General features: G+C 41.0%; 15 protein-coding genes. 1 reads left to right on the plus strand and 14 read right to left on the minus strand.

Features of this window, described 5'->3' with window-relative positions:
* Positions 1–2 precede the first annotated feature (2 nt).
* From A9267_RS21075 to A9267_RS21085, 3 genes are all read right to left on the minus strand, one after another.
* Positions 3–449 (minus strand): hypothetical protein, encoded by a 447-nt coding sequence (locus A9267_RS21075; protein WP_082972502.1) that lies wholly within the window; start codon positions 447–449, stop codon positions 3–5.
* A gap of 214 nt (positions 450–663) precedes the next feature.
* Entirely contained in the window at positions 664–1542 is an 879-nt protein-coding gene (locus A9267_RS21080) for a prohibitin family protein (RefSeq protein WP_065110637.1), read from the minus strand.
* A gap of 204 nt (positions 1543–1746) precedes the next feature.
* Positions 1747–3762, minus strand: coding sequence for a DNA topoisomerase III (locus A9267_RS21085; RefSeq protein WP_065110638.1), 2016 nt, complete (start codon positions 3760–3762; stop codon positions 1747–1749).
* Between the two features lie 431 nt (positions 3763–4193).
* Here A9267_RS21085 and A9267_RS21090 point away from each other — a divergent pair, with 431 nt between their 5' ends.
* On the plus strand, positions 4194–4376 hold the full coding sequence (locus A9267_RS21090) for a hypothetical protein (protein WP_055026106.1): 183 nt from the start codon (positions 4194–4196) through the stop codon (positions 4374–4376).
* 195 nt (positions 4377–4571) lie between these two features.
* Here the strand turns inward: A9267_RS21090 and A9267_RS21095 are convergent, their stop codons facing one another.
* From A9267_RS21095 to A9267_RS21145, 11 genes are all read right to left on the minus strand, one after another.
* A complete protein-coding gene (locus A9267_RS21095; protein ID WP_065110639.1) occupies positions 4572–4898 on the minus strand; it encodes a hypothetical protein in 327 nt (108 codons plus the stop codon).
* A gap of 102 nt (positions 4899–5000) precedes the next feature.
* Positions 5001–5405, minus strand: a complete 405-nt coding sequence (locus tag A9267_RS21100) for a VOC family protein (RefSeq protein ID WP_065110640.1) — start codon at positions 5403–5405, stop codon at positions 5001–5003.
* Positions 5406–5623: 218 nt separating this feature from the next.
* The gene (lepB, locus tag A9267_RS21105) at positions 5624–6313 is read right to left on the minus strand and encodes a signal peptidase I (RefSeq protein ID WP_065110641.1); all 690 of its coding nucleotides are present in this window, start codon (positions 6311–6313) and stop codon (positions 5624–5626) included.
* Positions 6314–6654: 341 nt separating this feature from the next.
* The gene (locus A9267_RS21110; RefSeq protein ID WP_065110642.1) at positions 6655–7545 is read right to left on the minus strand and encodes a dienelactone hydrolase family protein; all 891 of its coding nucleotides are present in this window, start codon (positions 7543–7545) and stop codon (positions 6655–6657) included.
* Positions 7546–7638: 93 nt separating this feature from the next.
* Positions 7639–7884, minus strand: coding sequence for a DUF2164 domain-containing protein (locus A9267_RS21115; protein ID WP_065110643.1), 246 nt, complete (start codon positions 7882–7884; stop codon positions 7639–7641).
* A gap of 148 nt (positions 7885–8032) precedes the next feature.
* Complete coding sequence (gene purF, locus A9267_RS21120) at positions 8033–9544, minus strand: amidophosphoribosyltransferase (protein WP_055026113.1); 1512 nt, start codon at positions 9542–9544, stop codon at positions 8033–8035.
* A 33-nt stretch (positions 9545–9577) separates the two neighbouring features.
* Positions 9578–10066 carry a CvpA family protein gene (locus A9267_RS21125; RefSeq protein WP_055026114.1) on the minus strand — a complete coding sequence of 163 codons (489 nt, stop codon included), beginning with the start codon at positions 10064–10066 and terminating at the stop codon, positions 9578–9580.
* 115 nt (positions 10067–10181) lie between these two features.
* On the minus strand, positions 10182–10775 hold the full coding sequence (locus A9267_RS21130) for an SPOR domain-containing protein (protein ID WP_065110644.1): 594 nt from the start codon (positions 10773–10775) through the stop codon (positions 10182–10184).
* A 13-nt stretch (positions 10776–10788) separates the two neighbouring features.
* On the minus strand, positions 10789–12081 hold the full coding sequence (gene folC / locus A9267_RS21135; RefSeq protein ID WP_065110645.1) for a bifunctional tetrahydrofolate synthase/dihydrofolate synthase: 1293 nt from the start codon (positions 12079–12081) through the stop codon (positions 10789–10791).
* Between the two features lie 42 nt (positions 12082–12123).
* Positions 12124–12909 carry a tRNA pseudouridine(38-40) synthase TruA gene (gene truA, locus A9267_RS21140; protein ID WP_065110646.1) on the minus strand — a complete coding sequence of 262 codons (786 nt, stop codon included), beginning with the start codon at positions 12907–12909 and terminating at the stop codon, positions 12124–12126.
* 127 nt (positions 12910–13036) lie between these two features.
* The gene (locus A9267_RS21145; protein ID WP_065110647.1) at positions 13037–16558 is read right to left on the minus strand and encodes a FimV/HubP family polar landmark protein; all 3522 of its coding nucleotides are present in this window, start codon (positions 16556–16558) and stop codon (positions 13037–13039) included.
* Positions 16559–16685 lie beyond the last annotated feature (127 nt).

Consider the following 16685-nt stretch of genomic DNA (forward strand, 5'->3'; position numbering starts at 1 on the left):
GCTTATCTCGCTTTTATTACTGCAGAAATTTTCTTCCAATCTGTCACCACGATAAGGATGGCCGCTATCCATAACTCGTTATAAAAAAAGCCGATCGTACATAGCCAGAACACTAACTTGGCTTGCCCTGTATGCGCCGCATATTTTTTAGGCAGTGAGTGCAATTTCCAATACCCCCAAATCGCTAAGCAAATTGTCACTATTAACATCATTGTTAATGCGCCAATAAAGACTTCAGTGTCTAAGAACTTGTCTTTAAGTGCTGATGTTGTTGTCCAGTAGTCAGCTGGAATATCTTGATGATGGACAGTAAAGCCACTGGCCAAAAATACCGAACCAAGCGCCACTGTGATTAATGCCAATAAGATAAAAAACTTAGCTTTATGACGAGCAAAAAAGCCGTTAGCTGACTGAGTGCTAGGATGCGTTGTAGTAACTGTATCTGTCATAACCTGCCTTAACGTAATGAGAATGAATCATCGGGTATGGCAGAAATTATAGGGAGTGCACGCGCGCTAAACTTACCATTGTGCGCCACGTTTTTTTACTTGATAAAATCGGTCGCAATACATTGGAGCAAAAAAAGCGCAATAGTAAGACTATTGCGCTTATCGATTGTAGCTATTGGCTACTGGCTACTGGCTATTCAGGGCTGAACTGGATTTAATGACTTTTAGTCTCACGAATATCCATAATAGGCATAACCCCCTCACCCATCATGGTGCTAGGCAACTTACCATCCCACGCTTGGGCTTCTGTTAACTTCACAATTAGTGGATTGTTTTTAAGAGCTTTCGCCTTTGCTTCAATGGCTTGTGCTTCTGCCTTACCTCTTAACAGAATTGATTGCGCCTCAGCTTCGGCTATTTTTAAAATACCTTTTGCTTTAGCATCTGCGGTATTCACCGCACGTAATGCTTCTAGACGCTGTCTTTCAAGCTTGTGCTCTTCAGCTGCTGCTAAGTTCTTCTCAGTTTGTTTAATCTCAATCGAGTTAATGTATTTTTGCGGAAGAATAATATTCTCGATTTGAATGTTATCTACAACCACTGGGAAGTTTGCCATTTCTTCTGATAAACGACGCTCAATCCCTTGTATTGCACTGGCCCTATCTTGAATTAACTGCTCAGCTTCAAACTGTGGGATCGTATCTTTGGTCGCAGAACGAAAACGAGGATCTAAAATACGCTGTTCAAATTGACTTAAGCCGCCATAACTTTTAAACAAATCTAAAGCGGCTTCTTTGTTGACAGTCCAGTTAACCGATACTTCGATGGTTACAGGCATTTGCTCTTTAGTGCTTGAAGCCATTTTTTCAGCATTTTTACGGGTTCTAACTTCAATGACTTCGACAGTTTCAATAAATGGGATTTTAAAATGTAATCCAGGGTTTTGTTGATCCATTGCTTCGCCAAAGCGTTTAACAACCCCTACATGCCCCTCGATAACGATGTAGTAAGAGTTAAAAACTGCAATGATTAATAATAATAAAGGCAAGGCTTTAAATAACGAACCTGTGCTAAAAACATCCTTGATATTCATAAACTTCCTTTTGATTTAATGATGTAGTTAAATTAAAGGCGCTAGATTACCTAAAACAAACAAAATCGCAACATCAAATCAAAAAGAACCTTGTAAAGCTTGTATTCGCACGCGCGTTACTCAGTAACAGTAACGCTATTCGAGCAACACTAAGCTAATCAATAGCCATACCTTTATATTGCTTGGCTTACTCCATAAAACCAATTAACTCGTTGCCTTCTTTGATGGCCTTTTCTTAGAGGCCGATTTTGCACCCGTTGTGGACTTGCGTTTATAACCCGTTTTTGCGCCGCTTCGGCGTTTTTTGTAACCTGGACCTGTCACACCCGCTAAGGCATTAGGTAACTGATTAGCAGCTTGAGTAACCAACTCATTGAGCTGGGTAATTAAAGGAGACATAAACGCATCGTAACGTAATTGCTTTTGGCTAATGGCATCTAAACTACTTTCCCACAATGCGGTCATATCAGGTGTGGTCGCACTTTCTGGTAGTGAATGAACGAGTCCGACTCCGACTTGGGTTGCCACAATTGACTTCCCTTGACGCTGTAAATAACCTCGTTTAAATAATAATTCAATAATGCCTGCACGAGTCGCTTCAGTGCCTAGTCCATCGGTATCTTTAAGGATTTTTTTTACTTCGCTATTGCTCACAAAACGATTAATCCCTGTCATGGCGCCAAGTAATGTCGCATCAGTAAAATGCTTCGGTGGCTGGGTGGTTTTCTCAAGCAGTTCACCACGAGCGCAATGTAATTGCTGACCATTTACGAGCGGAGGTAAGGTGCTGAGTTCCTCTTCATCTTTATGCCCACTTGGGCCATTTGTATCACTCATGCTTGTTTTGCTCGATTGGCTTGAAGCAAATAGTTGTTTCCACCCCATTGCAGTTTCTTGTTTCGCTTTAGTGGTAAAGAGTCCTCCAGCAATGGTCACTTCCACTTGGGTTTCATCATAAAGATAAGCTGGATAAAACTGGGCTAAATATTGCCTCGCAATGTGCGAGTACAATTTCGCTTCTTTGCTCGATAAAGAGGTTAAATTAGCCATTTTTTCAGTGGGAATGATGGCATGGTGAGCGTCGACTTTTTTATCATCCCAAGCTTTAGATTTAAGCTTAGCGTTTGGCGAATCAATTTTTGCAGTTAACGTCGCGTCATTACTGACAATTGCTTTTATCACCTGCGGTGCGAGGCCGTGTTGTTCAGCAGGTAAATAACGACTATCTGAGCGCGGATAAGTAATCAGTTTATGGCGCTCGTATAAGCTTTGACAAGTATCTAAGACGTCTTTTGCGCTCATACCGAAACGTTTAGCTGCATCAATTTGCAGTGACGATAAGCTATAGGGCAAAGGTGGATTTTGGCGTTTACTTTTTGCTTCAAGCTTAGTTACTTGTGCAGGCTGATCAGTAATTCGACCAACAACATTTTCAGCTAAGCCCTTTGCTAACACGCGACCTTCTTCATCCATATATGGCTGGCACGCTTCACTTGGCTTCCATTTAGCGGAGAATGATTCATTTTTGTCAGTTAATAAATGCGCAAGTACTTCATAAAAAGGTTTAGGGACAAAATTGGCTATTTCCTCATCACGCCTCACGACCAAACCTAAAACCGGTGTTTGTACTCGGCCAACCGACAATACCCCCTGATAACCCACTTTTTTGCCTTGAATGGTATAGGCTCGGGTCATATTCATGCCATATAGCCAATCAGCACGGCTGCGAGCTAATGCTGATGTTGAAAGCGGAACGAACTCTTTATTGCTGCGCATTTGTCCTAGTGCTCTTTTGACAGCACTTGGGTTTAAATCACTAATAAGTAGACGCTGGGTTTGGGCAAGTTTGTCGGCTTTTACACCCGCATGTGCTATCACTTCATCAACCAGCAATTGCCCTTCTCTATCTGGATCGCCCGCATTAACAAGACTTGAGGCTTGTTTTATCAATTTTTTAAGGGTGGATAACTGCGAACGCGTTTTAGATTTAGGCTTAAGCTTCCAACTGTCAGGCACAATTGGTAAATRTGCCAATTGCCAGGACTTGTAGGCTGGATCGTAAGCGTCTGGCTCAGCTTGCTCTAGCAAGTGCCCGACACACCAAGAAACATAGTTGCCATTAGCATCCATGATATAACCGTCGCCTTTTTTATGGGGCTTTGGCAATACATCGGCAATAGCGCGACCTAAGCTGGGTTTCTCGGCAATATACAGGATCATTCAATTCAAACCGTTTAAATCAGTTAAGCCTTTTAATGCAGGCTTTTTAATATCATGCTGATACTGTATATAATTACAGTGGGCAATTACAGTAATTATTTAAAGTTTTTTTATTTTATCCATAAAAAATTTAGTTTGGTAATCGATGGCAATAAATGACGCCTGCACGACAAAATATTACCTTCAAGCATGTTAACGAACTAGAATTGGCGAGCTTTACTGCTTTTTTTGTAGTTTATTTTCATAACCGAAACATAAAGAATATAAAATCGCTCCAACAGCCATATAATTGACTTTTCATACCGCTAAAAACAAACGTTTCATCTAAATTAAGATAATTAAAGCTGAAATAAAGTTGATCTGGATCATCATTGTTAATGAATTCTTGGGATAGGTTTAGTTATCGCAAATTCTGAGCTCAGGAGCCCGTTATGGAATTGAAACAATGTGAGAAGTGTTACACAGACGTCTGTGTTAACGGGAAATGGTTTCATCATGATCATTTGACTACAAGTGCTTACATGTTAAATGGTGGCTCACCAGAAATGGTTGAACTTGCAAAAATGCCAACTACTGAAACTGAGTTAATCGATATGCTGACCAGCACTTTCTAAGTAAAGCTTGCTGATTTTATACAGCTAAAAGTGGCAACAAAGCCCTATGAATTTTGATAAAAGAGCAGTGCTAACACTGCTTTTTTTATGGCTGCTATTTAAGCTCATAACCAGAGTGTATTTTGGCTTTAGTGCTATTTTAAATGATAAATTAAGTGCTATGTCGTAAAGAACGATGTGCAGACGATTTATCCCCTAATCTGCATTGTCTGCTAGTTGCTTCGCTTTCATAGTACGTAGCACTAAAATAACGATAGCAGTGACTGCTGGACTCAATATTGTCAGTGCAGTTTTGGTTGACCATACCGTTATCAGAGCATCGAGATCGTTATGGGATGTGTAATAATCAACAGGGTAATAGAAAATCAACAACCACAATGGTATTGAGCTTAAGACAGTATGAAGCATGTACTTGCTGTCAACCTCTCGCTGCTTAGCTTTTTTATTGCACAGATGAATAACACCAATGGTGATAACAGAGAAAACCACTGCCACACCCCATAAAAGAAAAGCAATCACCATTCCCATTCATTACCTCAATAAACGATTAATTAAACTTCATTACTGCATTTAACGCAGCTTAAAATACGACTGTTATCGCTTTATTAAACAGGCTTATTCAACTTACGAATTCAACTCAAGTAAGTCCCATTTATTGCCGTATAAATCTTGAAACACCACGACTGTGCCATAGTCTTCTACCCTAGGTTCTTCATTGAATACCACTTCATTGGCCTGCATTAACTTATAGTCACGCCAAAAGTCGTTAGTTTGAAGAAACAAGAATACCCGACCTCCAGTTTGATTACCCACCGACTGTTTTTGAGTTTCATTGCTAGCTTGGGCTAATAGCAACTTGGTGCCATTGCCATTTGGCGGTGACACTAACACCCAACGTTTTCCGCCACCTAAATCGGTATCTTCGACTAAGGTAAATTGTAGTTTTTGGGTGTAAAAGGCAATAGCGTCATCATAATCGTCAACGACTAAAGCAATCATTCCGATTTGCTGTTGAGTAACAGTCGACATGCAATATCCTTTTAATTGAATACGAAATTAGCACTAAGATTGTAAGGGTTTAATTAGAAAAAAATCAGATTTATTTTATTGATATAAAACAAGTTAAACTTTTAAAGGTAGGATTAAATTCAGCGAGAAGTAAAAATAAGCCACTCATTAAGGTGTGGCTTATTTCGAATTAATTGGTCAGCAAAGAGTAAAGTGCTTTAGTGACAATTTAGCCTCTTTTAGCCACTGACAAGGGAATGGAAAAATCTATCATGCCTAGGTAAATAATAATTATCATAATTAAAAGACATCACAACACGCTTTGTGCGTCCGATGATTTCATTGCGAGGCACAAACCCAATCACACGTGAATCAGCACTGTTATCCCGATTATCACCCAATACAAGATAATACCCGGTTGGCACAGTAACCTCGTTAAACTTTGAGCGTATTGAGCCCATTTTATTCACTCTTATTGAATGCGCCACGCCGAGTAAATCTTCAATCTTATCCTGCGTATCATCTTGATAACTTTTACCTTGATTACGATTACTCTTATAACTAAGATCATGATAATTAATGTTTTGATGGTTAATCACTAGTTTATTGTTGTATAACGCTACGGTGTCGCCAGGTACGCCAACGACACGCTTTACCAGTCTATTTCCAGCAGCTTCGGAGTCAAAAATAATGATATCTCCGCGAGCTGGATCGCCTGTTTTATATAAAGAAACATGAGTAAAAGGAATGCGAACATCGTACGCCATTTTGTTTGCAAGAATTCTGTCACCAATTAATATGCTTGGCTTCATTGAGCTTGTAGGCACGGTATACCAATCAGCAACTGCGCTTCTGAATACACTCATTAACGCAATAAAAATCAGCAGTGATTTATACTCTTTTAGCAACTTTGTGAGTTTATTTATCATCATAATCCCTTATGTTTAGCCATGAACCTAGTGCTAACGCTAAGCTTGCGGCTTTACGCTTACCGTTTTATGTAATGCACTTTCTGTAATGAACCTTACGTAATAATTTGAGCACTTGATTAAAGCAATTATAAGGCCACTATTATTTACAATAAAATCAGTATCTTAATATTTTTAGGCTTAACTGAAATGAGTAATATCACCACCTTTTAGTCTTTTAACCTAAACAAGTGATACGTCGTCATATGAAAATGAGTTAAACAAACCACTCGTTCAAAATTTTCGCATTAAAAAAGGAAGCCGAAGCTTCCTGTTATTGTGGCACCATCAATGACGAGTCGTTAACTTAATTTCTCTGTAAAAAAGCTAATGGTACGATCCCATGCCAGTTTAGCGTTGGCTTCATCATAGCGACCTGTCGAATCGTTATGAAAACCATGCTTGGCGCCTTTATACATATGCATTTGATAAGGCACTTTATAACGCTTTAAATCAGCTTCGTAGTCAGGCCATGATTTATTAACCCGTTCATCTTCTTCACCAAGTTGTACCATTAATGACGCTTTAATATTTTCTCGAAGCTCTTTCTTAGCGGGTGTCCCGTAAAAAGGCACCCCTGCGGTAAGCAAGTCAGATTCGACTGCTGCAAGATAATTGACGATATAGCCGCCGAAACAAAAACCTACCGCGCCTAGTTTTCCATTACTGTTTTCATGGGATTTTAAGAACTTGGCTGCGGCAATAAAGTCCTGCTGAATTTTATCGCGATCCATTGATCGTTGCATCGCACGGCCTTCGTCATCATTACCAGGATAGCCACCAAGTGGATACAGCGCATCAGGTGCGAATGCAATAAAACCTGCCTTAGCTAGGCGGCGAGCGACATCTTTAACATAAGGATTTAAGCCACGATTTTCGTGAATCACTAATACAACAGGTAATGGACCTGTTTTATTCGCAGGTACCACAAAATACCCTTGACCTTTACCGTGCCCCTGTGGCGAGTCAAACGTCTCATAAGTCGCTTTAATATCTGCATCATTAAATGATACTTGCTCAGCAAGAGCATAATTAGGTAAAAGCGCAGATGTCAAAACACTCATGGAGTATCCCACAGCGACTAAAGTACCCAGCTTCTTCATGAAGGTTCGACGGTCCATACCGCCGTGGGCATATTCATCATACCAATCAAACGCTTCTTGCGGGATATCATCTCTTTTGGGTTGAGACATTGTTTTTCCTCCATCAAAATAATGATACACAGATCACGATTTATCTAACCTAGTGGAGCGAAGGAAAAAAGTAAATAGCGATTCCCATTTCAGTTAGTTGACGTCTTTTTCAATACCATAAATGTCTTCATCAATTGTTTCTATACGAGCCTCAAAAATAGCTCTTGCATCGTGCAATCCTTGGTTGTAAAAATGCGCGCCAATATTTTTGCCTAAAAAATCTAACAAGAACTCTGCTTCAAATTGACCTAAGTCTTGGTCTAGCTCATCTTCAAAATAACGTTGAAGCTTATTCACCATCACTTCTCTTTGTTCTGCTGTCAGTTCAATTTTAGACATTAAGCCCTTCTCCTAAACCACAATATTGTGGGGGTAACGATGTAAAAACAGGTTGTATTTAATCTTATATCATAAATGTTTGATTGAGTTTCAGATACAAAAAAGCCAGCTTTCGCTGGCTTTTCAAATGCAATGACGTCACGTCAAATTAAGGATGACAAACGTTGTGCATCTCTAAGTTAGTACCAATGTCTTTGCTATTTGCTTTAGCATCGTCATTACGTAACTGTGTTAGGTGATCTAAGTAAGCTTGGTCAACATCGTTCGTGATGTATTGACCATCAAATACTGAGGTTTCAAAACGTTTAATTTCTGGGTTTTCCATGCCGACTGCATCAACTAAGTCAGTTAAGTCTTGGAAGATAATACCGTCAGCACCAATGATTTTAGCAATTTCATCAGCATCACGGCCATGAGCAATAAGCTCATTAGTGGTTGGCATATCAATACCATAAACGTTAGGAAAACGGATTTCAGGAGCAGCAGAAGCAAAGTAAACTTTCTTTGCGCCAGCTTCACGAGCCATTTCAATAATTTGCTCAGAAGTGGTACCACGTACAATAGAGTCATCCACTAACAATACGTTTTTGCCTTTAAACTCAGTGTTAATAGCATTGAGTTTACGACGAACAGACTTCTTACGCTCTTGCTGACCTGGCATGATGAACGTACGGCCAATATAACGGTTTTTAACGAAACCTTGACGGTAAGGAAGATCCATACAACGTGCTATTTCTAACGCGATATCACATGAGGTTTCAGGAATTGGAATAACAACATCAATGTCGTGATCTTCCCATTCTTTTTGAATTTTAGCGCCCAACTTTGCGCCCATATTTACACGGCTGCCGTAAACAGAGATTTTATCCATTGACGAATCAGGACGTGCAAAATAAACAAATTCGAAAATACATGGTGCATAGCTTGGTTCAACTGCACATTGGCGAGTAAATAGCTGGCCATCTAATGAGATATAAATCGCTTCACCTGGCGCAACATCACGCATCACTTCAAAGCCTACGGCATCTAATGCAACGCTTTCAGAAGCGACCATATACTCAGTACCCGTTGGGGTTTCGTGCTTACCAAGCACTAACGGACGGATACCAAACGGGTCACGAAATGCAACTAGGCCCTGACCAATAATCATCGCTGCAACAGCGTAAGCACCACGAGTTTGTGCATGAACTTTAGCCACGGCATCAAACACTTCATCAGCGCTTAACGTTAAGCTTCTTGTTTCTTGTAGTTCGTCAGCTAACAGGTTTAACAACACTTCAGAATCTGATGTGGTGTTAACGTGGCGACGTTTTTTCACTAGGCCTTCAGCCAACTCAACTGTATTGGTTAAGTTACCATTGTGAGCCAATGAAATACCAAACGGTGAGTTAACATAAAACGGCTGTGCTTCTGAAGCACTTGAGCTACCTGCGGTTGGGTAACGCACGTGTCCAATACCGGCTTTACCTTGCAGGCGTTGCATATGTTTTACTTCGAAAACGTCTTTAACTAGTCCATTTGCCTTACGTAAACGAAACGCGTTCTTGTCAACAGTCACAATACCTGCTGCGTCTTGACCACGGTGCTGAAGCACGGTCAATGCATCATAAATGGTTTGATTAACCGATGACTGACCAACTATTCCGACGATACCACACATGGGTAAGCTTCCTCATTGTAAGATGTTTTATATTTATATTTTGGGTACAAAGCTGGAGGTATTTTCCAGATAGTCAAAAAACCACTGAATAACCACACCAAATTGGGGTACAAGTTCTGATTCTTTCCACCAGTCCTGATTTGGCGAACCGGTAAAAGCATCAAGAAAAAATAATATCGCGCTGACAATTAATGCCCCGCGCAGCGCACCAAAACACAAGCCTAAGACTCGGTCGGTGCCTGATAAACCGGTTTTAGAAACCAGTTGACCAAGTAAATAGTTAACTAACGCGCCAATGATCAGTGTGGCGATAAATAAGATGGCAATGGCTACGCCATTTCGCATAGTTTCGTCGCTCATTTGAGTCAAATGAACGGCTAAATCTTGATAAAATTGGCTAGCAATAAAGAAGGCAGCAAACCATACCACTAAAGACATGGCTTCTTTGGCAAATCCGCGAACCAAACTGATGACAGTTGATATGCCGATGACGATGAGAATAGCGTAATCAATCCAAACCATTGAGATGGGGATCCGGTATAGATGTTAGGACGGCGCGATTCTAACAGAGACAGAAAACTTTCTCACCCACTGCTAGATAAATTGACTTTGCGCTGTACCAAACAATAGTGAATAGTTAGTTTTCTAGGGGATTGTATTTAACAATTTTACCTTGAAGACCCGTTATTTTTTTAATTTTCTGTTGCTGAGTTTTTAGCTTGTCGGCCGATAAATCTGGGCCAACAAACACCTTTGTGAGCGAGCCATCAATTGGTTTTGCAGGTAAGGTATAAGCGGTAAACCCATTTTGACGCAGTTGTTTTACTAACCCTTCAACATTTTTGGCATTATTAAAACCACCGAGTTGTAGCGTATAACCCGCTTTAATTGGGGTCGCTTTTTTCTCTACAGGCTCAGATTTAGCCACTTGCTGCGTTTGAGTATTCGTTGGTTTTTTAGCTGGTTCAGTTTGAGCTTGCTCCACAGTCTCTTCAGAAGAGCTAACCAAATCTTGAGTCTGCGCTATTTCTTCGACTTCAAAAGTCTCAGGTTTATACCCTTCACCGATATCATCTTTAGCTTGTTCAGTGATAACAGGGCGAAGTGGGATCTCGGTAAATTGTTCGACTTCTCGTTGTTTTTTCCCATCGAGCAAATCAGGTAAAAAAATCACCCCGAGCGCCACAATTACGACAGTTCCAACTAAACGATTTTGAAATTGAGCAGACAATGTGTATTCCCTTTTATAATAATTCGCTAAAGCCAGCCACAGTGTAAAATGAGCCAAAAACAATTACCACATCATCAGTGGTAATATTTGCATTAAGACTTTGCCATGCTTGATTTATCGAAGAAAAATGTGACGATTTTAGCGGTGGTTCATGTTGTGCAAGCATACCAGCTAATGCAGTGGCCTCTAGCCCTCGTTCCACTGGTAAATCAGTAAAGTACCATTCATCAATAACGCCTTTCAGTTCAGACAAGACTGCGGCTGCATCTTTGTCTTTTAACATGCCACATAAAGCAATAATACGTGCAGGTTTATATTGCTGTAACTGGGAAGCCAAATATTTTGCTGCATGTGGGTTATGCGCCACATCGACTAACACCTTTGGGCTGTCTTGTACTTGCTCTAAACGCCCGGCTAATGATGCTCTAGCAATACCCGTCATAATATCTTTAGGGCTAATGCTTGGCCAAGTTTGCTCTATTACTGCAACAGCTGTGGCGGCATTGGCAAGCGGCAGTTTTGGTAAAAGCAACTTATGAAAGACACAATTAGCACCAATGTACTGCCAAGTGTCGCCATTAAGGTGGTAATTAAAGTCATGGTTAACGCGATAAACATTCGCATTAATTTCTGCTGCGTAATCTAACACCGTGTGAGGCAGGTCAGGCTCGCCGATAATGGCTAGGCATTCAGGACGAAACACGCCTGCTTTTTCACGCCCGACTAGCTCGCGGGTATCACCTAAGTATTCTTGATGGTCAATATCAATCGAGGTGATCACACTGACATCAGCATCAATAATATTGGTGGCATCTAAGCGCCCACCTAGCCCAACTTCCAATAGCACGACATCAGGCTTTTCAATATTAAATAAGTACAGGCCAGCTAAGGTTGCATATTCAAAAAAACTCAAGGATATAGTGGCGCTATCTGGCAAAGTTCTCGCTGTTTCGATTGCATTAAATGCTGCTATTAATGCGCTGTCAGAAACATCTTGCTGATTAATCCGCACTCGCTCATTAAAATTTAATAAATGCGGTGAGCTATAAACGCCAACAGTAAAGCCGGCTTGAATTAATACTGACTCAATCATGGCGCAGGTTGTCCCTTTACCATTTGTGCCAGCGACAGTAATCACTTTTGATTGAGGGGATAGTACATTTAATCGCTTAGCGACCTCTGTTACACGCGTTAACCCCATTTCAATTTCGGTTGGATGAATAGATAAAAGATAATCCAACCACTGAGACAAGCTTGCCGAATCTGTCGGTGCTGAACAAGGTTGATTGTCACTAACTGAACTCATGTTATTCCTTAACTCAATGTCATTGATTACCGGATGGATTAATCAATCCAACATAAATAATGGCCCCATAGGTGGCTTAGGTAACTCAAAATGCTCAGGGTAAGTTACATCCACTAAATATAGACCATTAGGTTTGGATGTTGGTGCGGCAAACTTGCGATCTTTTAGCGCCAAAAGCTCATTGACCCACTCGACTTTTTGATTAGATTGTCCAATCTCGATGAGTGTACCAACAATATTTCGCACCATATGATGTAAAAAAGCATTCGCTTTAATATCCACAATAATGAATGCGCCTTGGCGAGTGACATTCACAAATTCTATCGTTCTTACTGGACTATGAGCTTGGCACTGTAACGCGCGAAAACTAGTAAAGTCATGTTCGCCAACAAAAAGTTGAGCCGCTTGATGCATTAATTGATGGTCAAGTGCGTAATGATAGTGACTTAATCCGTGACGTAATATACCAGGCCTAAATTCACTATTATCAATAATATAACGATATCGACGCGCCGTGGCAGAAAAGCGAGCATGAAATGTATCATCGACTTCTTTTGCCCATCGAATGGCAATATCATCTGGTAATTTGGCATTGACCCCTAAGGTCCACGCCGACATTTGACGTGTAGACTGGGTATCAAAATGGACCACTTGTCCAGTACCGTGCACACCTGAGTCTGTTCGACCTGCACAAATAATTTCAATGGATTCATTGGCTATTGATGATAAAGCGGCTTCGATTTTTTCTTGCACAGACACAACTTCTTTTTGTCTTTGCCAACCGAAATATTGACTACCATCGTATTCGACACCTAACGCCACACGCATTAAAATTACCCTCAGATTTAAAGAGCGCGCATTTTAGCACAAAAAAAACGGCGCATGCATTTAGCGCCGTTTGTTCGTGATGAAATAGGAAATTAATCGAATGAATGATGATTAATTAATTTCCAGCTTAACTCATCTCGTCAAGTAGTTTGCCAGCTTCGGTTTGCTGGCGTTCATTACCGTCAATTTGAACTTCTTTTAAGATTGCTTTTGCTGCATCTTCATCTTCAATTTCAATGTAGGCTCTGGCTAAGTCTAACTTGGCGTTCACTGAGTTTTCTTCATCGTCAACATCAATCATTTCAGCATTACCAATGAGTGAGTTCACTTCACCCATTTCAACAGCAACATCTTTATATTGATCGCTAATTTCGACATCTTCATCAGCATCATTTAACAATTTATCGATGTCGATAAAACCATTTTCTTGCTCGAAGGTATTTAGCGCAGTATCTGAAACCATGTCAGATGACTCATCAGAATCTAACCTAGCATCCTGTTTATTACTTTCTTCTGCATCAAGGGCCGCTAGCGCTTCATCAACCGTTAAATTGTCATCGGTTAATTGGAAAGTCTCATCATCGATATCATCAACTTGCGCTTCCGATGCTGGATGATTTGACGCTTGTTGGAATAAATCAGCTTCCCAATCAAGACTCGCTGCATCCGCTTTTTTAGATTTTAAATCGTCGAAAAAGCCTGACTCTTTCGATAATGCCTCTGTATCAGGTTGTTGTTCGATGATGGTATCTGGCTCATCGGCAGATAATCCCGCTAACATGGCATCAAAATCTTGTTCTGAGATGCTGTCCTGCTCATTTATTTCTTCATCAGATACAAATAATGGAACGTCATCTTGTTCATTAAGTTCAAGCTCATGAAGATCGGTCTCAAGTGTGTCGGCCACCTTTGGCGCAGTAACTTCACTGTTGCTACTATCTAACTCACTCTTGTCTGAATCACTCTTGTCAATATCAAAGTCTTCAACATTGAAATCAGCCAATAATGCGTCCAATTCATCAATATCAGAGTCTTGCTCATCATGACTTTGCTGCACTTGTTGATCGGCTTGCTCAGCTGCTAATAACTCAGCAACTAAAGGATCCTCTTGCTGCTCACCGGTCGGTATATCATCTTGAATATTCAGTGTTGATTCATCGCCCGGTGCAAATTTCAACTCGTCTGAAGGTTCGGTATTATTTACCGAAACTGGCTCTATTGCTTCAACATCGGCTAGCAACTCATCTAAATCTGATTCAGAAACCGCGGTGCTTTCTTCTAACGTTTCAGCAAACTGATTTTGAGCTTCATTTGTAGAGTCCGTTTCTAAATCAGAAATAAGCGAGTCAATATCATCATTATCAGTGTCAATGGCTAACTCAGATTCAATTTGCTCAAGCTCTGCTGTCAAAACTTGTTCAACATCCAATCCGTCGTTGCTTAATGGAGCAAACTCTTTCTCTGTATCAACATCAGCAAGGAGGTCATCAATATCGGACGATTCATCCAAACTGACAGCAACATCCTCTTCGAGCTCTGCGGCAATCTCTGCAGTGAAATCTTGCTCTTGTTCCGCAGGTACATCTATTGAAGCAAGTAAGCTGTCGATATCATCTTCTGCACCACTTTGAGTATCTGTCTCAGTTGACTCTTCTGCGGCAGGCTCATTAACCGCTGGTTCATCAAAGCCTGCTAGTAAATTGTCGATGTCATCTTGCGCATCACTTTGACTATCTGTTTGAGCAGGCTCTTCTGCGACAGACTCATTAACCGCTGGTTCTTCAATTGCTGGTTCATCAATTGCTGGGTCATCAAAGCCTGCTAGTAAGCTGTCAATGTCATCTTGCGCATCACTTTGACTCTCTATTTGAGCAGGCTCTTCTGCGACAGACTCATTAACCGCAGGTTCATCATTTGCTGGGTCATCAAAGCCTGCTAGTAAGCTGTCAATGTCATCTTGCGCATCACTTTGACTCTCTATTTGAGCAGGCTCTTCTGCGACAGACTCATTAACCGCAGGTTCATCATTTGCTGGTTCATCAAAGCCTGCTAGTAAACTGTCGATATCATCTTGCGCATCACTTTGACTATCTGTTTGAGCTGGTTCTTCTGCAGCAGACTCATTAACCGCTGGTTCATCAATTGCTGGTTCATCAAAGCCTGCTAGTAAACTGTCGATGTCATCTTGCGCATCACTTTGACTATCTGTTTGAGCTGGTTCTTCTGCAGCAGACTCATTAACCGCTGGCTCATCAAAGCCTGTGAGTAAATTATCTATGTCGTCTTCAGCAGCACTTTCATCTGAGTCACTATCGGCAGGAACACTGTCAACAGGTAATGGTTCTTCCAATGAAGCCTCAATGACATCATCATTGGTATCGAGCCCTTCAAGAAGGCTGTCTAAGTCATCCTCATCCGCTTCAAGCGGCTGCATGTCCTCTTCTTGCTCTTCCATCGCCTCAGCCCAAAGATCATCTAAAGAGGTGCCTTCATCAGATTCTTCCGCTGGTTCTTCTTCGGTGATATACATATCAGCATCAGATTCACCATCGAGAGTGAGCTCTCCTGTGTCTTGGTTATCTAGATCTAATAAGTCTTCAATGTTTTCTGGCGATTTCTCATTTTCATCTAAGTGAACCGCTAAATTATCAATATCATCGACTTCTGATACGGCCTCTTCACTAGCTTGATCAATCACAGGCTCTGTTTGAGCTGCAGAATCAGGTTCAGTTTTATTTTTACGACGCATGAGCCAGAAGATAGCGAGGAAAATAATAATCAGTGGTAATGCTGCAACAATCGCTAGCAAAATCATATTTTCTGACAATGAACGCCAAAAATCTGTTGGCTCTTCAATAACCTGAGGCTGATTATTTTTTTCAACTAATGCCTGATGTTCTGTATCTAATGCTTGATACTTCTCGGTAAGTAATTGCAAATCCTCTTGCATTGCAGATAACTGCAAAGTGAGCTCTTGGATTTTTGCTTTCAATGCATTGTTATCTGCATCTTTGACTAATAATGTATCCTCAGCGCGAGCCAGTTCATCAGTCAGTGACAATGCTTTGGTTTGCGCGTCTTCTAATTTCGCTGTTAGCTCGTCAATTTCAGGCTGCGCTAATAAAGCCGCTTGCTGAGCCAATTCTTCAGCTGTCGGTTGCTTGGCAACAATTTGTAATGGTTTTTTACCCGTAGCAGGCACTGATGTTTCAACGGCAGTAGTATTGTTCGCTGCAGGTTTAGCCGGATTAGCGTTGGGTAATCTCTTGTCATTATTTTCGGCACGTAACTTAGCATCTGCAGCACTGTTCTGTGCCATCACATCAGCCGATGGCACGAGTAGGGTCATGCCACGTTCAAGTGAGTTATAATTATTACTACTGAACGCATGAGGGTTAGCATCAAATAATGCCGCCATCACTTGATAAACAGAAACGTTCTGGTTTGGCCTAACTTTTTGGGCAATACTCCAAAACGTATCCGAAGAAGTCGTTGGCCCATATTGACGGGTTGGAGCGTTGACAACTTCTCCATTGGGGCCGGTAATTTTGAGCGTTTCTGCGTGGGCAGGCTCGATAATTTGAGATGCAGAAACAGCGGCCAATGCACAGGCCATCATGCCAACAAAATAAGAGGTTCGAAAAATCATCAATCTTTCCCTTTGAGCGCGATCGGGTTGTCTTCATGACAACTGGCTTTAGGTAATTGTTTTTATTAATTACGACTATAAACCAGAATTAGTCACCCTGCTACTGCTGACAGCGGTAAAACGAAAA

The organism is Shewanella sp. UCD-FRSSP16_17, from assembly GCF_001675935.1.
In the GTDB taxonomy this organism is placed as follows: Bacteria; Pseudomonadota; Gammaproteobacteria; order Enterobacterales; family Shewanellaceae; genus Shewanella; species Shewanella japonica.